This is a genomic window from Microvirga sp. GN3, from assembly GCF_055792825.1.
In genome coordinates this window covers 1-23,734 of record NZ_JBVVAK010000070.1, presented here as the reverse complement: position 1 = coordinate 23,734, position 23,734 = coordinate 1, and the positions used below count along the sequence as shown (strand labels likewise).

Genomic DNA, 23,734 nt, shown 5'->3' with positions numbered 1-23,734 from the left:
GCTCCTGGCGGGGTCTCCTGCGGGAAAGCGAGCCGGACGACCGGCCCGCTGGTTGAGGAAGGCCTGATGTAAGGTGTCAGGCGGCCATTGCCCCTTGGCCCGGAACGCTCACGACGACCTCGCCCATGGTTACTTCCGGCTCACCTTCATATGAGTCGCTGAGATTGTCCTTGATCCAGGCCATGGCGCGCTGATGCGCCTCCCGCACCGCATCCTGCGTGTCAAACAGGGTGATCGACACGCCGACGTCGTTGCCGCCGTTGATGACGTAGTAGCCCCGGAACCCGGGCGATTGCCGCAGGATCGGCGCGAGGCCGGCCTCGGCTCGCCGGGCGACCTCCTCGACCGAGCGCATTTTGTTGAACTTGCGGATTACGGCGTACATGAGAGCCTCCCGTTCGAGATCACCCCGCAGCCGAGCGCATCATACCACGAATGCCTATGACCTGAGCACCCAATGTCCGACTTCCTAGAGTCTGCAATGGGTCAAACTCGGTAGGAGCACGGGTTCGAACGAAAGTCCGCTCATCCAAGCAGTGCGGAAGTAAGACTAAGGTCAGCCCCACGCCAGGAGAGGCTCTTCCCGGGTTCCATTTTATGTCCCGGAAAGACGCTCCTCGCGCACTCGGTCGTCTAAAGCAGCGCTTCACCCCGGAACATCGGGCTGCAACTGCCGCCGACACGCGAGTGATAGCCATCCTCGGTGCACCACGACGTCACGTTGAGCAAGCTCGGCCGGCCCATCTCGACGCCCTGTGTGATGGTGAAGGCGGCCTTGTCTCCACCATCGAGCGAGAGCAGCAGAGCGCCGAGCGTGGCGCTGGCGCTACCCGTCGCCGGGTCTTCCCAGGTGCCTGCGAGCGGTGCGAACATCCGTGCTCGGATTGTGTCGCCGTCACGCGCATAGAGGAACAGCGACAAGCGTCCAGCCAATTCGCCATGCAGCCGCACGAGCTTACGAAAAGCGGTGAGATCGGGCGTCGCTCTGGCAAGAGCTTCCGGCTCGACCTGCGTCAGCACGAACTGGACGCCGACCGAGGCTTGCACCGGCTTGTGGGCTGCTGTGACAATATCAGGGACGGAAAGCCCAGCGCAGGCGGCGATCCCGTCGATCGGCAACTCCATACCGAGGGACAAGGCCTGCGGCGCCGCAATAACTGCCCCTGTCACCGCTCCGATCGCATCGCGCTCCACAGCGATCTCGACGAGGCCAGCCTTCTGCTCGAACCGCAGCACACCGTCGCGGTCCCGGCCATGGCGCGCCAGCACACAAGCCGTGCCGACATTGGGATGGCCGGCAAAGGGCATCTCGGCCGTGCGATGGAAGATGCGCACGCGGGCGTCATTGGCCAGATCGTCTGCTGGCAGGACGAACGTTGTCTCGCTGTAGTTCATCTCCGCCGCGAGCGCCTGCATCTGTGCGTCGGAAAGCCCGCGCGCATCGGTAAAGACAGCCAGCGGATTTCCACCGAAGGGGCGATCGGTGAAGACGTCTACAGTCTCATACGGAAAGCGGGGCATGGCAGGTTCCAAAGACGGAGCGGATTCAACCATTTCCTACCAGCCAAGCCGGCTGAAAACTAATTCAGCAACGGAATGTGACTGATCACCTTTGCTGATTGTCGGAGCTGGCCTGATTGGCTTTCTGTGTTTGGTGTTGCAACGCCTAGAGCCACCGGACGTTCGCCCCGAAAGTCTGCACTGGGGTCAACTAGCGACGTAGAGGGGAAGCATGTGAACGTCCGCTCTTCTTTCCCAACCAGACTAACAAATCCGCACTTTTGAGGGTGAGGCGGACCAGTGGGTCGTTTCAGGAAAAGTCTGAGGCAAACTCGAAAAACAAGTGCATACGCGACAAGCGGTTAGCGGAAGCCGTGAGGCATCCTTTGGCGGCGTCTACAGCTGCTGTGGTGAGGACGCTCGCATAGGATAGCCCTAATTCGGCAAAGTGCTTCCTCAAAGCTCGCATCAGCCTGCCTCACCCCCGGAGGCGGGCTTTTGCTTTCGGGTGCAGATGGCCAACATTGGCTCTGTCACCGGTGGGCCAACTTCCCTGCAATAAAGCGAGAGGCTGGACAAGTTCTGTAAACCGCTAGCAGCCCATATGCGGTCAAGGCACAACCGCCTGGACGTTCTGAGGGCGGCCACTGGAGGTGCGAGCCAAAGACAAGGGGTATAATCACCTGTATTCAGTCGCTGGTTGAACGCAGCCTCTCAGTCGCGACCCAGCAGACAATCAATGAACGCCCGCAGCGCCGGTGAGACATGGCGGCGGTTCGGGTAGTAGAGGCGTAAACCTGGGAAAGTCGGGGAATAGGGCTGGAGCACCCGAACCAGTCGCCCTTCGGCAATCCAGTCATACATGCGCTCATCGAACACATAGGCGATGCCCATGCCTTGGAGGGCACCCTGAAGCACCAGTTCCGGGTCCGTAGCAATCAGGGGCCCCTCAACGGCGACTTCGAACTCCGTGCCCTTATGCTCGAACTCCCAGCGATACAGGCTGCCATCGGTCGGCCAGCGCCAGTTGAGGCAGCTGTGACGATGAAGATCGGCTGGTGTCTGCGGAATGCCGTGGCGGGCAAGATAGTCAGGCGAGGCCACCGCCAGCATCTCCATGTCAGGCGTGAGACGCACGGCGATCATGTCCTTCTCGAGGTACTCGCCAATGCGGATACCCGCGTCGAAGCGACCGCTCACGATGTCAGCCAGGGAATCCTGAACCACCAGGTCCAGCACGATCTCCGGATTCTTGCGGTGAAACCGGCCGAGGCGCGGCGCGATCAGGCTCACGGCTGCCACGCGTGGCACATTGATGCGCAGCACCCCAGCAGGGCGGTTGCTGGTTGCGACTGCCTCAGCCACCGCATCATCGAGCTCTTCCATGGCCGGTGCCAGGCGGGAGTGGAGCCGCGCCCCTGCTGCTGTCGGAGCCACACTGCGGGTGGTCCGGTTCAGGAGACGCACCCCCATGCGCTCCTCCAGCTGACGGATGGTTTGGCTCAAAGCCGATGGGGTAATCCCCAGATGTGCCGCTGCCCGCACAAAGCTCTTGTGCTCCACGACGGCCGCAAAGGCATTGAGGCTAGCAAAGTCGGACGCCCGCATTATCCCTCTTTGGCTTAATAACCTGCGTAGATAATGCCGGATTATCTAAATTCTGCCAGAGGGCATCTTACAGGGCAGACCCGCCGCCATCGCGGGCTTTGCTGAATGGAGTTCCGCATGAACCAGCCTCTGACCCTCCAATCCTATCGCCTGCTCGGCCGCTCGGGCCTGCGTGTCTCACCGTTAGCTCTCGGCACGATGACCTTTGGAACCGACTGGGGCTGGGGCGCCGATGAGACCGAAGCTCGCCGCATCTTCGACATGTATGTCGACCGGGGCGGCAACTTCATCGACACCGCCAACCAGTACACCAACGGTTCTTCCGAACAGCTGCTGGGGCGGTTCGCGGCCGGAAAGCGGGACAGCCTGGTGCTGGCCACCAAATACACGGCAGCGACCCGGCCAGGCGACCCGAACTCGGGCGGCAATCACCGCAAGAGCATGGTGCAATCCGTTGAGACCAGTCTGAAGCGGCTCAAGACTGACTACCTTGATCTGCTTTACCTGCATGCCTGGGATTTCACGACTTCCGTCGAGGAAGTGCTCCGGGCGATGGACGATCTCGTGCGGCAGGGCAAGGTGCTCTATCTGGGTGTCTCGGATATTCCGGCTTGGCAGGCAGCTCGGTTGCAGACCATGGCGGACCTTCGCGGCTGGTCGCCGCTCGCTGCCCTGCAGATCGAATACAGCCTCGTCGAACGCACCGGTGAGCGTGACCTGATTCCAATGGCCGTGGAACTCGGACTGGGGGTGCTCCCGTGGTCGCCTCTCGCCAGCGGGGTCCTCACCGGCAAGTACAGCCGTGCGGATCTCGGGGCTGCGGTCTCCAGCGACCCGGTCGGCACCCGACGCAACGTCGCCGCGGCGAATGGTTCGCTCACGGAGCGGGCCTTGAACATCGCCGATGTGGTCGGCGAGATCGCAGAGCAGATGGACCGCACGCGAGCCCAGGTCGCGCTGGCCTGGACACTGCTCAATCCCGCGGTGACCGCGCCGATTCTGGGAGTGCGCACCATTGCCCAGTTGGAGGACAACCTCGGAAGCCTTGAGGTCAGCTTCAACGAGGCCCAAATCGAGCGCCTGAATGCCGTCAGTGCCATCGAGCTTGGCTTCCCCCACGATTTCCTGCGTCAACCGATGGCGCGCTATGTCGTGACTAGCGGGGTGGATGTCCGGCCACGTGTCTGACCCGAAGATCATCGCGGCTTATTTGCGCGTGATGTCAGCCCTGAGTGCGATAGTGAAACCTCACCATCGCCGCGCCTTCCTCAAGAGCTGGCGCTCCGGGCCTCGCTTATTCTAGCTCCTAGCCTCGTCTCATAATCAGCCCTCCACAAAATTCGAGCTGACTGAGCACTCTCGACGGTGGGGCAGACTGATGGCGTATTTCGGCGAGAGGCTGAGGCAAACTCGAAAATAGAGCGCCGGCCGTACAAACCCTTACCGGAGGACCTGCGGCATCCTTTGGCTGCGTCTACATGTGGACGCTCGCATAGGATAGCCACAATTCGGCAAAGTGCTTCCTCAAAGCTCGCATCAGCCTGCCTCACCCACTGAAATGTGAGACGAGGTTCCTCTGCAATCGGAGCGAACGCTCGGGGACCTGACTGAAACAAGAGGCCGCCCATCCGGGCGGCCTTTTCTTTTGTCGGTCAATGTAGCTTTGTCCGGTCTCAGGCCCATTGCGGACACTCGGCGTACTTCAGGAACGTGCCAGGAGCGGCCATTCGCGTCTTGTGCCCCGGACCGCCTTCGTCGGGAGTGGACGGTCAGGAAGTCACCAACACGAATACTCCGCCTGAAGCCGATGTCGCTGAGCAGAATAGTTCCAAAGGGTCAACCCGACGCTTCATAAGGCCCAGCTTAACTCGGCCGGGCCGTGCTAGACTGGGACAGGGCGCGGGGGTCCCAAAGGCAAGCGCATTGCCGTCATCTCGATCAAGTCTTCGAGACCTACCAAGGGACGAACCATGAAGCATCGCAGCATTTCCGGCCTGGCGCTGGTCCTCGCGACCGCCGGCCTCTTCGTCGGTAAGATTGAAGCCACAGCCCAGACGCCCCCCGCAATCCCTCCGGCGATCACCACACCGGACAAAGTCGAGACGCGCCTCGGCACGCTTGAGTTCAGGGACGGCGTGCCGAGCAAGGCAACCCTGGACAAGCTCTACGACAACCTCGACTTCACGTACGCGTTTCGCGCGTTCATGGACAACATGCGGGGCGTCAGCATCCACGCCCTGCGCAACGGCATGCAGAGCATCGGGGTCAAGGACAATGAGGTCCTCGTCTTCTCCGAGCTGATGGACGCCAAGTCGCTGTTCCTGACCGCCAATGCCGACACGATCTACGTCATGGGCGCCCTCGATCTGACCAAGGGGCCGATGGTGCTGGAAACGCCACCCGAATTCCTCGGCGTCGTGCAGGACGCCTGGTTCCGCTGGGTCGTCGACCTCGGACTGCCCGGCCCTGACCGCGGCGTGGGCGGCAAGTATCTGATCGTGCCGCCGGATTACAGCGGTCCGCTGCCCGAGGGCGGGTTCTTCGTCGCGCGCGCCAGGACGAACACGATCCTGTGGTTTGGTAGGTCGTTTCTGGAAAACCATAGTGATCCCAAGCCAGTGGCCGAGACCATCCGCAAGTTCACCAAGGTCTACCCTTATGAGCCTGGCGGGGTCGGCACGCCGATCGCCGAGTTCCTGGCCGGCAATGCCAAACTCGGACGGGTCACGCCGCCGCCACCGACCGTGTTCCATGAAGGCAGCGGCAAGGTGATGAACACCATTCCGCCGAATGACTGGACCTTCTTCGAGATGCTGAACGAGGTGGTGCAACGCGAGCCCGCCACTTCGCTCGACCCCGAGCTCATGGGGTCGATCGCCGCGATCGGCATTGTCAAGGGCAAGCCCTTTGCGCCCGACGAGCGCATGAAGAAGATCATGACCGAAGCGCTCGCCGTGGCCAACGCGACCTCACGCAGCCTGTTCATGAGTCCGCGCGATCCGGGCTGGTTCTATTATCCAAATTCGGCGTGGTTCAACTACCTGTTCGAGACCGGCTACGAGTTCGAGACTCCGATCCCAGTGATCACGCCTGCGGGTGCCAAGCCCTACCCGGCCACCGGCTATCGGACGATGGATGCGCGGACGAACTTCTTCTACGGCGTCACCGGCATCACGCCCGCTATGGCCATGCGCCTGCCCGGCATCGGCTCGCAATATCTGTTGGCGATGTTGGACGCCGACAAGAACCACTTCGATGGTGCCAAGACTTACAAGGTGACCCTGCCCAAGGACATTCCGGAGGCAAACTTCTGGTCGTTCACCGTGTACGATAACATGACGCGGTCGATGCTTGACACGCCGCAGCGCTATCCGCGCGCCGGCAGCCAGAGCTATCCCTCACCCGCCGCCGAACCGAATGCCGACGGCTCGACGACAGTCTACTTCGGTCCGCGGCAGCCTGAGGGGGTGACGCGGGGCAACTGGATCCAGACCATGCCTAGCAAGGGCTGGTTCACGATCCTGCGCCTCTACAGCCCGCTTGAGCCCTTCTTCACTAAGGCTTGGCGTCCGGGCGAGATCGAATTGGTGCGCTGACCAAGAGCGCTGGCCGGCACTGCTGGCCAGCCGAACCCTCAAGGGATGGCGCCTATCAGTTTGACGACAGGCAGAGGACCGCTTCGGGTCAACTCCAGAAGAAAACAGGGCTGCTCGAAACGTCCGCTTCGCCCTCCCAACCGGACCAACGAATTCGCACTTTTAAGGGTGAGGCAGACCAATGGGTTCTTTCAGGAAAACTCTGAGGCAAACTCGAACAGCAAGCGCAGATGTGACAAACGGTTAGCGGAAGGCGTGAGGCATCCTTTGGCGGCGTCTACAGTCAGTGAGGACGCTCGCATAGGATAGCTACCCACCATCGGTAGTGTTGTCGTGACGCAGAAACGAATGGTTCGCTCACGAGAAGCTTGATTGAGCAATTCGCGGCCCGTCCGTCCATCGATTGGTAAATGGTGCGCACGCGCTACAGCCTGATCCTTGAATCGCATACACAACGCGATCCGCGCCCATCCAATGGCTCTTAGGAGAGCGTACTATTATTGCGGCTCAAGAGGTAGATCGATGAGACGGACCGCAGTCATAATACCTACATGCCTACTTCCCGTTAGTGTTTCCCTGAACTGACGAAGACCAATTCAGATCTACCCTGCGGCAGGACGTTTCCAAGGTACATACGAGATATAGGCGAAGCTGAGAAAGAATATTGCAAGGGTCTTCTGCTGAGCGATATGCATCTCCTTAGGCTCCTTCGTACCTAGGTCATATATCAGGGAGCAGCTCTGACCGGTCTTGTCTCCTTTCGTATCGCTCCACATCAGATCAATCGCGATATGCCCGGGCGTGTGGATCACTATGTAGCCACCGATCTTGTGCGAGGTCGGAGTGTTCAACGAAACCTGCTTTTCTCTCGTCTCTCCTTTCATCTCTATGTCTCCAACACCTGCCGCGTGCCCTTTGATGCCGGAGCCAGGACCTTTGAACGAGCCCTTGAACGAGAAGCGTGAGTTGGCTGTGACCGGAATCAAATCGATTAGGCGCCGTGCGTCTTCTCGAGAGAATGTCTGACCATCCGCGACGAGACGATCGATGATTGCATTGGCTTCGAGACGTGTGGGTATGTCCATTTTCTATCCTCTGACGATTGCACTGGTGACCTGGTCAGTGCCCGCTAAATCTCGACGGCCGTCCTCTGCACCCGCATTTCATTTTGGTAGAAACATCAGTCCTCACCCCCGAGGGCCAATCCTTGCTGCCCGTCAAGATATCTTCGGACCAACGTGAGATCTGCAGCACCGCTACAAAGCACAATGTCGAGTGCCGAACGCCCGCCAAACAGGGATGCTGCATTCGGCTTCTTAATCCACGCATCCGCTGCGCGTTCGTCAGGCAAGAGGAGCTGCAGACTGCGGTAGATCGCAAAAACATGAGAAAGACGTTCAAGCACATCTGCCGGGAGAGAGGCTTTGTCCGGCTCCTTGCGCCAGTGGAAGAAAATTGCAGGCTCAGGGATGCCAAGAATAGCGATCTGTTCCTCGGACGTGAGGTCCCAGGCCTCTGCGATGCGAAAGAAGGTTCGCAGTGCAGCTCCGGCGGGCTTTGCGGAAGAGGCAGGCATCGATGGCACCATAGTCAAACCAGACGCTCACGATCTGATACGTCATTGCGCCTTGCACCCACAAAATAGCCAGAAGCGTGCCTGCGTTCTCGCGACGATCCACTTGGCTCATCCGCAGAATTCGGGTCGAACGTTCCGCAAGGACGCACCCAGCAGTGACGAAGGAACGGAGGCATCAGTCGTCCTCCCCCTCGCTCAGCACTCGCAGGGCAACTGTGTCGAGCGGCCCCGGAACGCGGATGATCTGAGACCCGAGCTTTACGAAAGTCTCGTTCTGGAGCGGGTCCGTATCGGACAGCGAGTTGACGTGGCCCACTCTCACGAGATGCCGGAGGCCATTTTCATCATCGAGCCGCACGAACGGTTCTGACCGAACGCCAAGGTTCCTACGCATACGAGCTCCCTGGCCGTGTTGCACGGATCGGCTGGTGAACGGACTGAGCCCATCTGTATCTTTGGTTAAGCAGTGCGGATAGACTTCGGGCGTCCAAGCTCGAGCATGCGGTTCAAGGCCCTGACAGCGATCGCAATCTCAGTCGCACGACGCCGGTCAGTCCGCGAGCGCAGCGCGTCACCGATCACTCGTTTGAAGCGGCTGATGGACGACTCCACCAGAGCCCGGCGAGTGTACCCGGACCGCTTCTGCCAGCCCATGCGTCCATGCTCGGCAATGCTGTGGAGATGCCGATCGCGCTGGGTCGGAGTGCTCTCTGCCATTTCGCTCAGCACTGCCGTTGATCGGGGTGGCACGATCACATGAGCATCAGGATGGCACTTGCCGACGGTATCGTAGATGCCGGCCTGATCGTAAGCCCCGTCACCGATGAACGAGGCGAGTGGACCTGTGATCTGGTCGAGCAACGGCTCAACCTGTGAGCCATCATCGACATCGCTGGTCGTCAGCTCTGAGGCGAGGATCTGTCCGGTCTCGGCATCGACACCGATGTGCAGCTTGCGCCAGGACCGACGTCTCCGGGTGCCGTGCTTCTCGACCAGCCACTCGCCGGGACCGCAAAGCCGCAGGCCGGTACTGTCGACCAGCAGGTCAACAGGTCCTCTGGAGCTCGGATATGGCTTTGGGATCTCTAGGGTTTCAGCGCGTCGGCTCAGGGTCGAGTGATCCGGCACCGCCAGATCCAGGCCGAGGAGCCTCAGGATTGAGCCGATCAGCCCCTCCGTCTGACGCAGAGCCAGCCGGAACACCGCCCGCAATGTCAACGCCGTCCTGATTGCCAAAGCCGAATAGTGGGATTGACCGCCTCGCGTTGTACGAGGTTCGGCCCGCCAAGCGGCAATCGCCTCGTCAGATAACCAGACGGTGAGACTTCCGCGCTGGCGCAATGCGGCGTCGTATTCGGCCCAGTTCGTCACCCGGTGCCGCTGCTTCGGGATGCGATGACGGCGAGCGGCATTGGCCTTAAAGGGCACGGTAGAAATCCGAGATCAGGAGGGCGAAGCCCTCCTATGCCTTCCAGTTTGGCTGTCAAATCGCATCCCTGCAACAAAGCGGCTGACTACACGTCGGTCGTCCACGCGCGGAACGCCGCGTGAAAGCGGGAAATAGGGTTCCATGCGCTCGAATTGAGTCTTGGTGAGCCAGAATTGATCAGACATCAGCAGGTGTCCTCCTGCCGCATTTGAATCACAGGGCTACGTCAAATGAAATCCAGCTTCGCCAAGTCCGCTACTCAGACGAAGCCGACCTTGGCTTTAAGAGCGGCCCAATTTAACTGGGGCCTCCCTTCCAATTGCAGATTCTTCGTTCATGGTTTCAAAGTCTCACCCAATATTCGAAGTCCTTAGGTGCTACATTGCTTCCGCACAAAACTGTCGCGACGGTTTGCCCGCGAAAGCGGTCCGGGTTCTCAAGAATGCTGGCAACACCCAACGCGGCGGCAGGTTCAACGATCAAGCCGGAGTGCTTATAGAGTAGCTTCATACCCTCAACGATACTGTCTTCCTCGACCAAAAGGGCATCGTCCACAATTTCCAGCATATCTGCCAAAACATCGGGGATGGTGTACCTCCCAGCTACGCCGTCGGCGATTGTGTTGGGCGGCCCGGATTCGACAACTTCACCGGCAAGGTATGACCGGGTTAATGCGGGCGCATTTTCAGGCTGAACAGACAAAACCTTGGTGTCCGGGCTATAAGCTTTCAACGCAAAACCAATACCCGTCGCCATCGCCCCAGCACCAAGTGAGATTAGAACGGAATCCAACGAAAACGGTAGTTTGGCGAGTTCCAGACCAATTGTCCCCGCGCCTTCGCAGGTGTCGATGTTTTTACTATCTTCGACAAGGAATGCGCCGGTTTTTTGGGAATGTGCAATCGCGGCTTCAAGTGCTTCTTCGATTTGCCCTTCTACCAAAACAACTGTTGCGCCCAGTGCTTTCATACGTTCAATCTTTAAGGGATTGGCAGCGGATGACGCTGTTACGGTAACTCCGAAGCCTCTGTTGTTTCCGCAGTACGCGAGTGCTTGGCCAAGATTTCCGGCGCTTGCACATACCACAATTTTTTGACCACCGGTCTCTTCCAGATTGGCCAGCACTGCTTCTGTTCCGCGCCCTTTGAAACTCCGTACAGGATTCAATGTCTCGACCTTCAATATGATGCGGCATCCCAAAGCTCTGCTGAGATGCGGGCAACAATACTGAGGCGTGTTCTGAAAAACGCCGTCGATTTTGTGAACGGCTTCTTTGATTCGGTCGATGCTGAGCCTTGTCATGAAGCTATGCTGGCACACGCAAACTGCCGTCACAAGTGTTGTGATAGGCTCCGAGCCATCATCTTACTCTTCGCTCAGTTTATAGGTCTTGACCCTAGCAAATGCGGCCAGCGCTGCCGCTCAGGCGAAGCAGTGGCGGGCACGCAAGAATGGGATGCAGCAGCAAGAAGAACCGTCAGAAGTGCGCAATCTCAGCCATGACGCAGAGGCAAGAGCACGGGCCGAAGAAGCGATGCGGCAGATGATGTCGAAGCCACAGGGCAAACGGCGGGGATGGTGACGATCCGATTAGGATCAATCTCGGCTGACAGGTCCGTACCCTCTTCAAAGGGAACATGATTTACGATGCTTTTGGAGGGCGATATTGGGATTAAGAGACCGTTAGGCCTTTGTTCGCCATGGTCCCGCCACCTTGCCGCTGCAGACGGCAGACCGGCATAATAAAGGAGTTTCATTATGGCAGACAAAAAGCCGAACCCGGCGCTGATGAAGCCGCTGCAGCCTTCGAATGAACTGGCCGCGGTCGTTGGCTCGTCCCCCCTGCCCCGCACTGAGGTGGTGAGCAAGGTGTGGGATTATATCAAGTCCAACAATTTGCAGAACCCTGAGAACAAGCGCGAGATCCTGGCGGATGAGAAGCTTCAGGCCGTATTCGGGGGTAAGAGCAAGGTCAGCATGTTCGAGATGAACAAGCATTTCGCTCAGCATCTCTCCTGACCCTTCCTACTGCGGCCAGTTCGGCTCCGTGATCCGTGCACGAATTGTTAAGCTTGGCCGTTTCAAGATGCATCCAACGGGCGCGTTGCCTATCAGCCCAAACAATCTCCATAGCCCCCAATGCATGGAGTAGACCCCGGCAGAGAGCCCTTACCCTCTCGGCTGGGGTCTTTTTCGTAAGGCAGTTCCTCTAGTCCGTATCGACGACTTCCATGTTCATGTTTGGGAATTGTATGCGCCGGTGAGGAGGCTGAGCAGCGAAAGATGTCCACAGCCCTCTGTGGATAGCGCGGGTGGTCGCCTAGGTCGGTGAATCCCACAGGCCCTTGCTCTTGATTAGTACACCGGCCAGGGGGCACATAAGAAATCCCACGCGGCGTTTGATTCGTCCCTTAATGGAGAACTGCGCCTGTGAAGATCCTTAGAAATGTTCTGGAACCTACCCAAAGCGTATATGCATGCTTCCGCATGAAGCGGACCAATAAGTTTGCTGATGCGATGGAAGAAGCCCTTAAGCTTCATCTTCAGGGATCTTACATTACGCGCTTCCGCAGAAAGCTTTTCCGGTTTGGTCGGCGATACGGGTTCGTCATCGGCTTAGTTTTGTCAGTGCCGAAGGTGCCGGAGCTCTTCGATTTCTTGTTGCAATTGATTGGAAAAGCCTAAAGTGGGGGTGGAATGGAAATTATGAAATCCCCTTATTGCTTGAGGCGCAATGCAGCTAATTCTCACATTCCGACGCCACATGGCATGGCGTGCCAAGCGAAGACTGGGGTCAGCGCAAGAAGAGTTCCCAATGACACGGTAACGTAGTACGTAGCAAGAACATGAGCTCCTCAGTCGACTGAGAGGCCTCCTCGATGGCTGAATACAGGTCGGATCTAGGGGTCTGAGCCATTATCCAGGGCAGAAGTACTGATAGCGAAGGGGACTGCTCTCCAAAATATCGTCTGTGAGAGAGTGGCGCTGCCCGGATAGGTTCGACAAAGCAGTAAGCGCAACAGTTTCAAGCCGGTACCAGATCGACGCGAGTATCATCTCCGGCCTCGTTGCGGATCAATCCTTAAGCCGCGTCAGGAAGGTTGCCGATGCGTTCGCACTAAACGTGTCATTGAGCACAGCTCTTGTTCTGACCCCAAATGCGCAAAGAATAAGAAGGGACTACCAACGACCGTCCCTTTGGTCTCGTACGACGCAGTTCAGCTGCTCGTACCATTAAATAATCGGGATCTTAGACGATCCTGAAGCTATCGTGAGTAAGCCATAGCCACGGATCGATCCTAGCAAACTTCACCGCCGCGCCAGCACCACTCCCATCAGCATCGTACGACAACGTGCCTGTGGCGAGATCATAGAGGATGCGGTCATTGGTATCGAGCGCGGTGCCGCCCCACCGGAACAGATCCCATTCGAGCGCGCCGCGCCCGCCGAACTTCTTGAAGACGGCATTGTCCAGGAGGATCCGAAAGCGTGGCGTGATGGCCGCGGGCTGGGACCGGATAGTGTCCACCAGTGGTCAAGTGGACACTAAGACCGTGGCGTCCAATTCCATGGAAGCAGTTCGTCGACCCTGTTGGCCGGATGATCAGCGATGCGCTCGATGACGTCGGCGAGATAGGCTTGTGGGTTGATCCCGTTCATTTTGCAGGTTTCGACGATGGTGTAGATGACCGCTGCGCGATCGCCACCGGCATCGGAACCGCTGAAGAGATAATTTTTCCGGCCCAGGGCCAAAGGTCTGATGGCCCGCTCAGCGGCATTGTTGCTCATCTCAAGCCGCCCGTCAGTGGCGTAAACCGTCAGCGCCCTCCAGCGGGAGGTCATATAGCGGATCGCCTTGGCCAATTCGCTTTTGCCGCTGATGCGCGCGAGCGTCGTGTCGAGATGGCTCTTCAGGATCTCCAGAAGAGGGACCGACCTGGCCAGGCGTGCAGCGAGCCGCGTTTCCGGGTCCAAACCGTTGATCCCGGCTTCGACCGCAAACAGGTCGGAGATGAGGTCCAATGCCCTTTCCGCCGAAGGCGAGCGATTGCGCAGGAACTCGTTATAGAGATCGCGGCGGGCGTGGGCCCAACAGGCCACCTGGATCAGGCGCGTCTTGCCGGTGAGTGGATTGCCAGCATAGAGCTTGTCGAAGCCGGCATAGGCATCGGCATGCAAGAAGCCCCGGCATTGCGACAACAGGTGCTGGGCACGCTCCCCTTTGCGATCCGGAGAGTAGGCATAGAACGCCGCGGGCGGTACGGCCGATCCCCATGGACGTTCATCGCGCACAACCGTCCAAAGCCTGCCGGTCTTGGTCTTGCCGCGTCCAGGGTCGAGGACCGGAACGGGGGTATCGTCAGCATGCACCGTTTCGCCGGCACGGGCATGGGTTCCGATCCTGTCACTCAAGACCTGAAGCAGCGCTGCCATGGCCCCGACCCAGCCGGCTAGCGTCGAGCGATCGAGATCGACGCCTTCGCGAGCATAGATATCACTCTGGCGATGCAGGGGAAGATGATCGCAATACTTGGAGACCAGAACATGGGCCAGAAGGCTGGGACCGGGTCGGCCGCGCTCGATCGGCAGCGATGGCATCGGCGCCTGAACGATCGTCTCGCACGCGCGGCAGCTCAACTTCGGACGAAGGTGGACGACCCGCTTGAAGTGCGAAGGCACATATTCCAGCACCTCACGTTCATCCGTGCCGATCGTGCTGAAGACGCTCCCGCCGCAATTCGGGCAGGTGCAATCCGGCTCGTGCACGATCGTCTCACACGGCAGATGGGCCGGTAATGGCTTGCGGCCCAGAGACGGTTTTGCCGTTGCACCAGCCGATGGTGAGGATGCAATGGGCCGCGCTGCCGTCCGCTCAATGTCGGTGTGGGCCTCGCTCTCCTCCAGATCGGCAATCGCCAGTTCCAGTTGCTCGATGAGATGGTCGAGTTTCTCCGAGGAGCGGCCGAAGCGGGCGCGCTTCAGGCTCGCGAGCTGCGCCTTCAGCTTCTCGATATAGAGGTTCTTGGCATAAAGCTCCGCCTGCAACTGCGCGGTCAAAGCGCGCAACTCCTCCAGTTCGGCCAGCACATCGGGAGCAGCAAGAGACATATGTTTCTCTAGCACAAGCGACCCGATGCAGCTACGTTTTTATCTGCAAAAACAGTATGTTATCAGGCCATTGTCGGCTTCGGCAGGCGCTCGGGCATCAGCGTCCGTCGCCAATCCATCCCTTCGATGAGAAGAGCAAGTTGTGCCGCCGACATTTGCAGCACGCCATCGACGAGCGACGGCCAGACGAACTTGCCATGTTCCAATCGCTTGGCAAAAAGGCACATCCCGGTTCCATCCCAGTAGAGAGCTTTCAAATAGTCGCCTCTTTTCCCGCGGAAGAGGAACAGATGGCCGGAATAGGGATCGGCGTTCATCCTGTTGACGACCTCCGCGGACAGGCCGTCGAATCCACGGCGCATGTCGACCGGCTGGCAGGCCAGATACACCTTCGTTCCCGCAGCGATCTGGATCACGACTTCGCACCGAGGGCCGCCAGAACCCGCCGCAGCGCCCGCTCGTTGACAAAGGCGTCCACCCGAACACGCGCACCGTTTGGCAGGTCGATTTCGATCACGCCAGGCCGCTCCTCCAGCGTCGGCGTTCTGGTCGGCCTCTCGGCTCTCGGCTGTGCCGAACTCTCCACTAGATTGGCGCTTGGCGAGTGAGCCACTGGCATCGTGATCGCGGGCCCTTCGTCGTCGCACGTCCCGAATACCCCGATCGGGATGAATTCATTGTGTGACGAAGCCTCCGGGAGAAGCACCAGAGAAGCCGGACGAGGTCCCAGTTCGCCCGCTTCAGCCGCCCGGATCCAACCGAAAAGCTGATTGTTGTTGACGCCGCGCCGACGGGCGACCTCCGCGACAGCGTTTCCCAGGAGCCTGGCCTCCTCAACAAGTCGCCCCTTCTCCTCCGTTGTCCAACTGCGTCGACGACGAGGCTCCGTCTCTGACATGCAGGCCGCCTAAGTGTCCGCTTCAATCTTCGTGGACACTTATCTCATCCTGATCGCCGCTTCGGTAGGCGGCCATGACGCCACGCTTACGATTAATGCAATAGTTTCAAACGGGTACCCGACTGACGTGGGTATCCTCTTGCTTCGCGTTGAGAGGTCAATTCGCAGGCCTTATCGGAAAGGTCGTCGACCCGTTCTATCTAATCGCGTCAACAGGAACAGCTCTTGTTCTGACCCCGATACGAGAACCAGTATTGGTGGATGAGGAACTGTGTAAGCCGCGAAGAGTAGACCGCGCGGCGTCGAGCAGCATAGGACTTCCTGCCTCAAAGCCTTTCTTTTCGATCAAGGGTCAACACGGTCCACGCACCCTGTGCAGTCAGGCCGGTGACCAGTGCAGACTCCAGCATCCGCTAAGATTTAACTAGGGACAAGAAAACCTTTCCCCGTTGTCTGGGTATCGAACAGTTCGTACGCAGCGATCGCATCCTCAAGCGGCCACGAGTGAGTAAAGAGCCGATCAACGTCAATCTTGCGTTCGGACACAAACCTTGCGCAATCCGCTTGTTGGCTCTTACTCAAAGTCCAATTGCCGTACAGAGTTACCTGCTTTCGGTTCATTTCATTGCTAACGTCGATAGTCACGTCTCCCCCTTCGCCCAAGAAGACGACACGGCCCCACTTGCCGACGGAGCGAACGGCCGCTGATCGTGCTGCTGCCGTGGCGGCACATTCGATTGCACATTCAGCTCCACGACCGTTTGTTGCATCCATGATTGCCGAGACCGCGTCTTGCGACTTAACATTAATCGTCGCGTCGGCACCCAGTTCCCGGGCCTGCCGTAGACGGTTCTCATCCATGTCGAGCGCAATAACGCGGGCCCCAAAAGCCACTGCCAACTGTGTGGTACTAAGCCCCACAGGCCCCTGACCGAAGATCGCAACGGTATCATCACCTCGAAGCGCGACGCGATTTAAGGCTGCCCAAGCCGTTCCCACTCCACAGGATATCGCCGCGCCGGCTTGAAACGAGAGATCGTCGGGCAGCGCTAGCAGCGTGTCCACCGGAACTTTCATGTATTTTGCATGTGCACCGTTTCCGTTAACACCAAAGGTGATTGAGCCGTCGTCGCACATCTGCGTCCAACCCGTCCGGCACGATTGGCAACAACCACAGCCAGCGTAGTGATGATTCATGACGCGACGGCCGATGCGAGCAAGAGAAGAGCTTACCCCTGGGCCAGCCTCACAAACGACCCCGCAAGGCTCATGCCCCGCAATAATCGGGTCGCTGGATGCCGATGCAAAACCTATCGAGGCGGCGCCGTCTTTCGCGCGATAGTACTTAATGTCACTGCCGCACATCCCCGAAGCCATGATTTCGATCACCACTTCCCCATAGCCTGGTGTCGGATCCGGGACGTCTCGAACTTCGATTTTACGGTCACCGAGAAAATAAACGGCCTTCATGGGATGGATGTACTCCCCTATATGGACTTTGACCCATGCTAAATGGTCCTACTCTATCTTAGGGCCAAATTGGCGACGTGCCGAATTCTGAATCGTCATGCAGTTATTCCGATTCGTCGCTCGCAATAGGTGAACAAGTCACCATCATCAGTAAGCGGAGCAGACAGGTGCCGACGCGCCTCGGGCTGCTTGGATAGGGCGGTCGGCGAGTGGCGGAATCCGCCCTCCTGCAGAAAGCTCATATTATGCCCGGAGTCGACCCGAAGATTCGAGGTGCGATAGCCGCGAAGGCATTGGTTCAGCGACGTGATCGTGCGGAAAGTGTGCATCGAAGGCCTACGAGTTGGCGGGAGTGAGGCGGCCAGCTGGATATCGCCACCCAGATATCGACCGAACCCGTTCCTCATACATGTGAAAGTAACCAGCTCGCGGCACAATCTGGTGCCTCCAGCTGTATCCAGTGGCCGCAGTTGGGGATTACAAATTGGGGGACCGTGGGATGGGCTCTGCGCACCAGATCGATGCGCCGAGTTAGGTCTTGCGTCATGAATGCATCAGTTCCGCTCCAAAGCACGGAACCAAGATTGACTTTGGATAGCGCATTCTCAAACCGTTTCGAAAATGAGGCAGATCGACTGTCGAAACCAGTGGCTTCCACTGCTTGAGCATAGGCTTGGACTACATGGGGCGTGGCGTGGCGAGCGTCTGCAAGCATTCCTGTAATCAGGTTTCGCTTATGAGCAGAAAGCCGTTCACTCGGACTCAGCTCGCTCTTCCATGGGACGAACTTGTGTTTAGCAATTTCCGATTGGCCAAAGCCTGCCGGCGCCATTACATGTAGTCGGTATGGACGTTTGAGGTTCTCTAATGTTGTGGCTGCCACGACAGCTCCAAAGGAGAACCCGACGATATTAATTTTGGGAGCGGCGATATGTTCTAGGACAATTGCAAGCCCTTTTGCAACATGTTCAAAGCTCAAACAGCCTGATGGCTGAGAATCACCGAATCCAGGCAGATCGACCGCGATAACCCTGCATCGAGATGATAGTGGTGCAATAACAGGCAGCCAATGGAGCCAGCTGCCTGAGCCACCATGAACCAGAACCAGAGCCGTTCGGCCATCGGGATTCCACTCTCGGTATACGATTCTGCAGGCAGCCCATTGAATCGCATGCTGGAATGCACTTACTTGAGCATTGCTCCATGCTTCAGCGAACTCAAGATCTGAGAGCCGCATCCGGTTGGTTCCTCGCTGCTCCGACCAGTTTGTTCCAGCGCCCTAGAAAGCACTGATGATAAGACACGAGGCTATCGTGCCGAGGCACATGTAGGAGAATATTACGTCTGCCGTTTTTCGCCAGTTTTGCCATCTACGATGCTAACCTGGGATCAGATATCCCTTCCCCGTGGTTTGCGTGTCAAACAATCTGTAGGCCTCCTCTGCCTCTTCGAGACCCCAAGAATGAGTGAACAAGTGATCGACGTCGATTCTTCGTTCAGATACAAATCGCGCACAAGCTTCTTGGCCATTTTTACTGAACGTCCAGCTCCCGAATATGGAGAGTTGCTTCCGGTTCATGTGATTGCTGACATCAATGGTAACGTCGCCGCCCTCGCCCAGGAAAACAACCCGCCCCCACTTTCCCGCACAGCGCACAGCTGCCGAGCGCGCCTGAGGCGATCCCGTGCAATCCATGGAACACTCGACGCCTCGGCCGTGCGTTGCGTCCAAAATCGCGTTGCCGGCGTCTTCGACGTTGGGATTGATGACCAGATCTGCTCCGAACTCCTTGGCGCGTTGTAAACGACTCTCATCGACGTCGAGCGCGATGACACGTGCGCCCATGGCCGAGGCGAGCTGTGTTCCGCTGAGGCCGACCGGTCCTTGCCCGAAAATAGCAATGGTGTCATCGCCGCGGATGCTCACACGCTCTAAGCCTCCCCATGCTGTTCCGGTTCCGCATGAAATCGCCGCACCGGCCTGAAACGAGAGATTGTCGGGTAGGGCGACCAACGAGTCGGCTGGGACCTTCATGTATTTGGCGTGGGCGCCGTCACCGTTGGCACCGAAGGTCGTGGAGCCATCATCGCACATTTGCGTCCAGCCACTACGACATTGCCGGCAGCATCCGCAGCCTGAGTAGTGATGATTCATGACGCGGCGCCCGATGCGGGCCAGTGGTCCCGACACGCCGGCGCCGATTTCGCAAACGATGCCACAGGGCTCATGACCAGCAATGATGGGCATGTTCACCTGTTTCCCCAGGCCAATCGATCCCGCTCCGTCCTTTGCTCGGTAATATTTCAGATCGGTTCCGCACATGCCGGAGGCCTTGATCTCCAATATCACCTCACCTGGACCAGGTGTCGGGTCAGGGACGTCACGGATGTCAATCTTGCGGTCGCCGAGGAAATAGACGGCCTTCATGTGCGTTCTCCTAGCTGCAGCTATGTCTCTGGCTTCAGAAGCTTCCATGTCGCAGTGGCGTGGGCCGCGAGTTCACCGTCCTCTCTGTATGCATGCGATTGCAAATAGGAAATGCCGCGGCCCTGGCGCAGAAACGAGGCTCGGCAGACCACCCTGCCCGCCTTGATCGGAGCGATGTACTGGACTTTCATTTCCAGTGTGGCTCCTGCGCTCGCGCGATGGTGAAGGAGGTGGCCCATTGAGATATCCATAGCAGTCGCCAAAACGCCTCCGTGTAAGGTTCCCTGCGGGTTGAAAAGCGTCGGGATCGCCTCGAACTCAACGATGCATTCGTTGCCGGGGTAAGATACTTCGAAGCCGAGCAGGCGCGACAGAAAGAATGAGTTGAATTCCTGCCGTTGTTCGGCACTCGCTCTGTCGAGCATCTTCGCCCCTAAGCTGGCTCTTCGGGCGTGCAGGTCTTCCATCACACGCTCTCCGTGGGTCTGGCATGGGCCGGGCCGAAAGCTCCGCGCCCGGCGAGCTCGGCCACTTCGTCTTGGCTCGCAGAAAGCCACTCAACGAGGATCTCTTGGGTGTGTTCGCCCAAGAGTGGGGGGCGCCTTGCATCCGGTGGCGGCCGATCGTCGAAGCGGATCGCGCTCGCTAGGTAACGCAGCGTTCCGGCGGAAGGATGCTCGGTCGATCGGGAGACGCCTCGCAGTGCAAGCTGCTCAGCTTCGCAAACTTCCCCGACCGATTTGATCGCACCGCAAGGAATCCCGGCGCCAGAAAAGAGTGACGTCCAGTGGTCCCTCGGCTTCTCCACGAAAATCGGCTCCAAAATCGCCTTGAGTTCGCTTTTGAGTGCCGCTCGATCAGAAGCACGCGCGAAGCGGGGTTCATCAAGGAGATCAGGTCGCTCGATTACTTTACAGAACGACACCCAGAAGCGATCATTGGCGACGCCCAGGTTAAACCAGCCATCGGACGACCGGAATGTCTCATAGGGGCTGATGGTCGGGTGCGCATTACCTCGCCGTTTCGGACTCTTCCCAGAGGCGAAATACATTCCCGCGTTGAACGTAAGCAGCGAAGCCATGGAGTCGAGCATGGAGACATCGACGCGACCTCCCTTGCCCGTGCGCTGCCGCTGGGCCAAGGCCGCCAACACGGCCTGTGTGGCGTACAAGCCGGTCACCAAATCAGCGATCGAGGTGCCGACCTTAGTCGGCGGACCGTCTGCCTCGCCCGTGATGTCCATGACCCCGGACTCTCCCTGCAGGATGAGATCGTAACCTGGTCGGGGGGCCTCCGGCCCAGAGCGGCCGAAACCGGAGATGCCACAGTACAGGAGGCGTTCATTGACTTCTCGAAGCTTCTCGAACCCGAGCCCCAGGCGTTCCATCGTGCCGGGACGGAAGTTTTCGATGATGACATCGGCGACTGACGCCAACCGCAGTACAAGTTCCTTGCCCGCCGCAGACTTGAGATCCACGGCGCAGCTGCGCTTATTCCGGTTCACAGAAAGGAAGTAGGCGCTCTCGCCGCCGACAAAGGGCGGTCCATAGGTCCGTGCCTCGTCTCCTTGCGCCGGTTCCTCGACCTTGAGCACGTCGGCGCCCAGGTCTCCCAATTGCATCGTCGCGAATGGCCCCGAGACGACACGGCAAAGATCGAGGACCTTCACGCCTTCGAGTGGTAGTCCATCAGACCATTGCATTGGCGAGGTCCGTCATAGTCGGCACCGTGATGTCGGGTTGGTACGGAGTGCGCTCGAACGGGCGATTGCGACGGTTGATCATGGCGGTTCTCATGCCGGCGGCCTTTGCGCCGATCACGTCGAAGGCATGGTTGGCGACGAAGAGCACCTCGTCCATGCGGAGGCCGAGCAATTCCGCCGCCTTAGTATACGTCGCGACGTGCGGTTTGAAGGAGTTGGCCTCCTTGACTGAGATCACGCGGTCGAACGGCACCTTGTGATATTCCTTCGCCGTCTCGAGCATGTCGGGGTCGCCGTTCGAGAGTACTACGAGCTGATACTTGGTTTGCAGCTTCGCCAGTGCTGCTGGCACCTCGGGGAAGCATTCCAGCTTCTCAATTTCGGATACAAGGCCGCGGACTTCGTCATCCGTATAGGAAATCTTGCAGCGGTCGAGCACGTACGAGACCGCCCGGAAGCCGATCTCGCGATACGGCGTGTGCTCCTTGTGAAGCAGGGCGTCAATCATCGAATTCTCGAAGTGAGTGCGGCGCCACCAAGTCACGAAGGAGTTCGGATTGCCCTTCCAGCCCTTGCCCTCAAGATATGGCGTGGCAATTTTCGTTAGCCCTCCCTGCATGTCGACGACCGTGCCGTACTGGTCGAACATGCAGACTTTGATTCTATTCTTAAGATTCTCGAGATCCGCCATTTTGATTGTCCTCATCTGCGGAAACGCGCCCGCTCGATCGCCATAAAAGCGGATTGAGCATTAATCGCCCAATGGATAATTGTTCTGTCCACATTCGTGGCGTGAATGTATGCTAGGCCATCATCCGGTAAGCTGTTCATGAATCTCAGGGCTGTCGATCTCAACCTCCTTGTAGCGCTGAATGCGCTCTTGACGGAACTGCATGTCACTCGTGCTGCCGATAAGGTGGGTCTCAGCCAACCAGCAATGAGTAACGCTCTTGCCCGCCTCCGGCATATCTTCAAGGATGATCTGCTCGTGCGCACGGCGATCGGGATGCAGGCGACCCCTCGCGCGCTGGAACTAGCCGAGCCGGTCCGACAGGTGCTTCGTCAGATCGAGAGGGTGCTGGATAGCGAGCCGGTCTTCGACCCAGCGACGTCGTCCCGGACATTCACATTGAGGTTGTCCGACCTTTTGGGGCTGCTCCTACTTCCGCCCCTGTTCGACAGGATTAAGAGAGAGGCTCCTGGGCTCGAGTTCGATATCGTGCACCTACCTCCCAACCGTACGGTCGAGGCCATAGAGAAGGACGAGGTTGACATTGCGGTCAGCATGGGGCTTTCCCATGCAAATTCTATCAAGTCGCAGGCACTTATGGATGATCAGATGGTCTGCGTAATGAGAGAAGGGCACCCGTTAGGGTCTGAAACTTTATCACTGTCCGAATTTCTGGCAGCGAAGCATTTGAAGGTGTCGATGTCGCCGACGGACCTTCGGTTCGTGGATGATGTCCTAGCCCGGCAGGGGCTCGCGCGTCGGGTCGCCCTCAACGTGCCGCATTGGTTGCTCGTACCCCATGTCCTCAAGCGATCAGATCTCATTTCGGTCATGCCACGACGTTTGGCAACCGCACTCGCACGCAGCACGCTGACAATCCGGGAACTTCCATTCGCGTCAGATCCGTTCGAATGGTCGATTTATTGGCACAGGAGGCATGAGGGCAACCAGTCCATACTGTGGCTTCGAGAAACTCTCGCGTCTATAGCGAAGGGATTGGAAGCGCTGGCGACCGACCGCTCTGCCTCGACACCCAGGTCGGCCTGATCCGGAGCGGTCGTTCCTTGCATTCTATGTTGGCAGGTCTTGGAGCTCACCTTGCCTCACGGGCGGAGTGTAGTGCGGTTTAAGGGAAAACCTGGCCGTTTGAGGCGGTTCATAACGTAGGACCAATCGATTCAAAGGCAAACGCCTTGGACATGAGGTGGACTGTAGAAACCCGTCTCGTCAGGCCAAGTAAATGGTTCGTTAGCTGTTTGCTTTACTTCGGCGGCTCGGCCTTCATGCCTGCACGTCGGGCAATCTCACTCAGGCGGTCGATATCGCTTACAAGGGTCTGGCCCAATGCTTCAGGTGTACGTTCGGCGGCTGGAACGACATCGGCGCCCAGTTGTTTGAAGCTTTGAATGACAGATTCCTCGTCCAGGCTCTTGCGCAATGCGTCATTTAGCCGGTCAATGACAGCCGGTGGTGTTCCCTTTGGAACAAAGAGCCCGTGCCAAACCGAGAATTCGACGCCAGGCAGGCCGACCTCGCTCGTGGTGGGCACGTCTGGGATGCTAGCTGTTTAATCCCGGACTTTGATGGTGCAATCTTTTCGCATGAGTGGAAGGAAGCACTATGGGGCAGGTTCTACACGGCAGCGCCACGACGACAGAGGCAATCCGTCGAGCAATACAGAATAGTCA

Annotated in this window: 23 protein-coding genes; 4 read left to right on the top strand and 19 right to left on the bottom strand. The window is 58.5% G+C overall.

Annotated features, from left to right (window positions below; translation table 11 throughout):
* Positions 1-76: 76 nt before the first annotated feature.
* The 3 genes from ACS5Q1_RS27515 to ACS5Q1_RS27505 form a co-directional block, all read right to left on the bottom strand.
* The gene (locus tag ACS5Q1_RS27515) at positions 77-385 is read right to left on the bottom strand and encodes an antibiotic biosynthesis monooxygenase family protein (protein ID WP_473101162.1); all 309 of its coding nucleotides are present in this window, start codon (positions 383-385) and stop codon (positions 77-79) included.
* 248 nt (positions 386-633) lie between these two features.
* Positions 634-1,521 (bottom strand): PhzF family phenazine biosynthesis protein, encoded by an 888-nt coding sequence (locus ACS5Q1_RS27510; protein WP_473101161.1) that lies wholly within the window; start codon positions 1,519-1,521, stop codon positions 634-636.
* Positions 1,522-2,214: 693 nt separating this feature from the next.
* Positions 2,215-3,108, bottom strand: a complete 894-nt coding sequence (locus ACS5Q1_RS27505) for a LysR family transcriptional regulator (protein ID WP_473101160.1) — start codon at positions 3,106-3,108, stop codon at positions 2,215-2,217.
* 117 nt (positions 3,109-3,225) lie between these two features.
* Here ACS5Q1_RS27505 and ACS5Q1_RS27500 point away from each other — a divergent pair, with 117 nt between their 5' ends.
* Entirely contained in the window at positions 3,226-4,296 is a 1,071-nt protein-coding gene (locus ACS5Q1_RS27500) for an aldo/keto reductase (protein ID WP_473101159.1), read from the top strand.
* A 782-nt stretch (positions 4,297-5,078) separates the two neighbouring features.
* Positions 5,079-6,704, top strand: a complete 1,626-nt coding sequence (locus ACS5Q1_RS27495; protein WP_473101158.1) for a DUF1254 domain-containing protein — start codon at positions 5,079-5,081, stop codon at positions 6,702-6,704.
* 602 nt (positions 6,705-7,306) lie between these two features.
* Here ACS5Q1_RS27495 and ACS5Q1_RS27490 read toward each other — a convergent pair.
* The 5 genes from ACS5Q1_RS27490 to ACS5Q1_RS27470 form a co-directional block, all read right to left on the bottom strand.
* Positions 7,307-7,789 carry a hypothetical protein gene (locus ACS5Q1_RS27490; RefSeq protein WP_473101157.1) on the bottom strand — a complete coding sequence of 161 codons (483 nt, stop codon included), beginning with the start codon at positions 7,787-7,789 and terminating at the stop codon, positions 7,307-7,309.
* Between the two features lie 95 nt (positions 7,790-7,884).
* Positions 7,885-8,292 (bottom strand): MbcA/ParS/Xre antitoxin family protein, encoded by a 408-nt coding sequence (locus ACS5Q1_RS27485; RefSeq protein ID WP_473101156.1) that lies wholly within the window; start codon positions 8,290-8,292, stop codon positions 7,885-7,887.
* A 163-nt stretch (positions 8,293-8,455) separates the two neighbouring features.
* Positions 8,456-8,674 carry a hypothetical protein gene (locus ACS5Q1_RS27480; protein ID WP_473101155.1) on the bottom strand — a complete coding sequence of 73 codons (219 nt, stop codon included), beginning with the start codon at positions 8,672-8,674 and terminating at the stop codon, positions 8,456-8,458.
* A gap of 65 nt (positions 8,675-8,739) precedes the next feature.
* Complete coding sequence (locus ACS5Q1_RS27475) at positions 8,740-9,708, bottom strand: IS5 family transposase (RefSeq protein ID WP_473101154.1); 969 nt, start codon at positions 9,706-9,708, stop codon at positions 8,740-8,742.
* A gap of 343 nt (positions 9,709-10,051) precedes the next feature.
* Positions 10,052-11,011, bottom strand: coding sequence for a threonine ammonia-lyase (locus ACS5Q1_RS27470; protein ID WP_473101153.1), 960 nt, complete (start codon positions 11,009-11,011; stop codon positions 10,052-10,054).
* 456 nt (positions 11,012-11,467) lie between these two features.
* On the opposite strand from ACS5Q1_RS27470, the gene ACS5Q1_RS27465 reads away from it, so the two are divergent.
* A complete protein-coding gene (locus ACS5Q1_RS27465) occupies positions 11,468-11,728 on the top strand; it encodes an SWIB/MDM2 domain-containing protein (protein ID WP_262265905.1) in 261 nt (86 codons plus the stop codon).
* A 1,231-nt stretch (positions 11,729-12,959) separates the two neighbouring features.
* Here the strand turns inward: ACS5Q1_RS27465 and ACS5Q1_RS27460 are convergent.
* From ACS5Q1_RS27460 to ACS5Q1_RS27415, 10 genes are all read right to left on the bottom strand, one after another.
* Positions 12,960-13,238 (bottom strand): hypothetical protein, encoded by a 279-nt coding sequence (locus ACS5Q1_RS27460; RefSeq protein WP_473101152.1) that lies wholly within the window; start codon positions 13,236-13,238, stop codon positions 12,960-12,962.
* A 17-nt stretch (positions 13,239-13,255) separates the two neighbouring features.
* Positions 13,256-14,818 (bottom strand): IS66 family transposase, encoded by a 1,563-nt coding sequence (tnpC, locus tag ACS5Q1_RS27455; protein ID WP_473101151.1) that lies wholly within the window; start codon positions 14,816-14,818, stop codon positions 13,256-13,258.
* A 62-nt stretch (positions 14,819-14,880) separates the two neighbouring features.
* A complete protein-coding gene (tnpB, locus tag ACS5Q1_RS27450; RefSeq protein WP_473101150.1) occupies positions 14,881-15,234 on the bottom strand; it encodes an IS66 family insertion sequence element accessory protein TnpB in 354 nt (117 codons plus the stop codon).
* Positions 15,231-15,716 carry an IS66-like element accessory protein TnpA gene (gene tnpA / locus ACS5Q1_RS27445; protein ID WP_473101149.1) on the bottom strand — a complete coding sequence of 162 codons (486 nt, stop codon included), beginning with the start codon at positions 15,714-15,716 and terminating at the stop codon, positions 15,231-15,233. Before tnpA ends, tnpB begins: the two co-directional genes overlap by 4 nt.
* Positions 15,717-16,136: 420 nt before the next feature.
* Complete coding sequence (locus ACS5Q1_RS27440; RefSeq protein ID WP_473101148.1) at positions 16,137-17,186, bottom strand: zinc-dependent alcohol dehydrogenase family protein; 1,050 nt, start codon at positions 17,184-17,186, stop codon at positions 16,137-16,139.
* Positions 17,187-17,589: 403 nt separating this feature from the next.
* Positions 17,590-18,423, bottom strand: a complete 834-nt coding sequence (locus ACS5Q1_RS27435) for an alpha/beta fold hydrolase (protein WP_473101147.1) — start codon at positions 18,421-18,423, stop codon at positions 17,590-17,592.
* Positions 18,424-18,564: 141 nt separating this feature from the next.
* Positions 18,565-19,614, bottom strand: a complete 1,050-nt coding sequence (locus ACS5Q1_RS27430; protein ID WP_473101146.1) for a zinc-dependent alcohol dehydrogenase family protein — start codon at positions 19,612-19,614, stop codon at positions 18,565-18,567.
* Positions 19,615-19,634: 20 nt separating this feature from the next.
* Positions 19,635-20,081, bottom strand: a complete 447-nt coding sequence (locus ACS5Q1_RS27425) for a PaaI family thioesterase (protein WP_473101145.1) — start codon at positions 20,079-20,081, stop codon at positions 19,635-19,637.
* On the bottom strand, positions 20,081-21,316 hold the full coding sequence (locus ACS5Q1_RS27420; RefSeq protein ID WP_473101144.1) for a CaiB/BaiF CoA transferase family protein: 1,236 nt from the start codon (positions 21,314-21,316) through the stop codon (positions 20,081-20,083). The genes ACS5Q1_RS27425 and ACS5Q1_RS27420 overlap by 1 nt, the downstream gene beginning before the upstream one ends.
* Positions 21,303-22,007, bottom strand: coding sequence for a haloacid dehalogenase type II (locus ACS5Q1_RS27415; RefSeq protein WP_473101143.1), 705 nt, complete (start codon positions 22,005-22,007; stop codon positions 21,303-21,305). The genes ACS5Q1_RS27420 and ACS5Q1_RS27415 overlap by 14 nt, the downstream gene beginning before the upstream one ends.
* A 138-nt stretch (positions 22,008-22,145) precedes the next feature.
* Here ACS5Q1_RS27415 and ACS5Q1_RS27410 point away from each other — a divergent pair, with 138 nt between their 5' ends.
* The gene (locus ACS5Q1_RS27410; protein WP_473101142.1) at positions 22,146-23,093 is read left to right on the top strand and encodes a LysR family transcriptional regulator; all 948 of its coding nucleotides are present in this window, start codon (positions 22,146-22,148) and stop codon (positions 23,091-23,093) included.
* 214 nt (positions 23,094-23,307) lie between these two features.
* Here ACS5Q1_RS27410 and ACS5Q1_RS27405 read toward each other — a convergent pair whose 3' ends face one another.
* On the bottom strand, positions 23,308-23,604 hold the full coding sequence (locus ACS5Q1_RS27405; RefSeq protein WP_473101183.1) for a Bug family tripartite tricarboxylate transporter substrate binding protein: 297 nt from the start codon (positions 23,602-23,604) through the stop codon (positions 23,308-23,310).
* Positions 23,605-23,734: the final 130 nt, after the last annotated feature.

Excerpts from the sequence above, each read along its gene's own strand:
- ACS5Q1_RS27515 (WP_473101162.1), bottom strand. The coding sequence starts at position 385 with ATGTACGCCGTAATCCGCAAGTTCAACAAAATGCGCTCGGTCGAGGAG.
- ACS5Q1_RS27510 (WP_473101161.1), bottom strand. The coding sequence starts at position 1,521 with ATGCCCCGCTTTCCGTATGAGACTGTAGACGTCTTCACCGATCGCCCC.
- ACS5Q1_RS27505 (WP_473101160.1), bottom strand. The coding sequence starts at position 3,108 with ATGCGGGCGTCCGACTTTGCTAGCCTCAATGCCTTTGCGGCCGTCGTG.
- ACS5Q1_RS27500 (WP_473101159.1), top strand. The coding sequence starts at position 3,226 with ATGAACCAGCCTCTGACCCTCCAATCCTATCGCCTGCTCGGCCGCTCG.
- ACS5Q1_RS27495 (WP_473101158.1), top strand. The coding sequence starts at position 5,079 with ATGAAGCATCGCAGCATTTCCGGCCTGGCGCTGGTCCTCGCGACCGCC.
- ACS5Q1_RS27490 (WP_473101157.1), bottom strand. The coding sequence starts at position 7,789 with ATGGACATACCCACACGTCTCGAAGCCAATGCAATCATCGATCGTCTC.
- ACS5Q1_RS27485 (WP_473101156.1), bottom strand. The coding sequence starts at position 8,292 with ATGGTGCCATCGATGCCTGCCTCTTCCGCAAAGCCCGCCGGAGCTGCA.
- ACS5Q1_RS27480 (WP_473101155.1), bottom strand. The coding sequence starts at position 8,674 with ATGCGTAGGAACCTTGGCGTTCGGTCAGAACCGTTCGTGCGGCTCGAT.
- ACS5Q1_RS27470 (WP_473101153.1), bottom strand. The coding sequence starts at position 11,011 with ATGACAAGGCTCAGCATCGACCGAATCAAAGAAGCCGTTCACAAAATC.
- ACS5Q1_RS27465 (WP_262265905.1), top strand. The coding sequence starts at position 11,468 with ATGGCAGACAAAAAGCCGAACCCGGCGCTGATGAAGCCGCTGCAGCCT.
- tnpC (WP_473101151.1), bottom strand. The coding sequence starts at position 14,818 with ATGTCTCTTGCTGCTCCCGATGTGCTGGCCGAACTGGAGGAGTTGCGC.
- tnpA (WP_473101149.1), bottom strand. The coding sequence starts at position 15,716 with ATGTCAGAGACGGAGCCTCGTCGTCGACGCAGTTGGACAACGGAGGAG.
- ACS5Q1_RS27440 (WP_473101148.1), bottom strand. The coding sequence starts at position 17,186 with ATGAAGGCCGTTTATTTTCTCGGTGACCGTAAAATCGAAGTTCGAGAC.
- ACS5Q1_RS27435 (WP_473101147.1), bottom strand. The coding sequence starts at position 18,423 with ATGCGGCTCTCAGATCTTGAGTTCGCTGAAGCATGGAGCAATGCTCAA.
- ACS5Q1_RS27430 (WP_473101146.1), bottom strand. The coding sequence starts at position 19,614 with ATGAAGGCCGTCTATTTCCTCGGCGACCGCAAGATTGACATCCGTGAC.
- ACS5Q1_RS27425 (WP_473101145.1), bottom strand. The coding sequence starts at position 20,081 with ATGGAAGACCTGCACGCCCGAAGAGCCAGCTTAGGGGCGAAGATGCTC.
- ACS5Q1_RS27420 (WP_473101144.1), bottom strand. The coding sequence starts at position 21,316 with ATGCAATGGTCTGATGGACTACCACTCGAAGGCGTGAAGGTCCTCGAT.
- ACS5Q1_RS27415 (WP_473101143.1), bottom strand. The coding sequence starts at position 22,007 with ATGGCGGATCTCGAGAATCTTAAGAATAGAATCAAAGTCTGCATGTTC.
- ACS5Q1_RS27410 (WP_473101142.1), top strand. The coding sequence starts at position 22,146 with ATGAATCTCAGGGCTGTCGATCTCAACCTCCTTGTAGCGCTGAATGCG.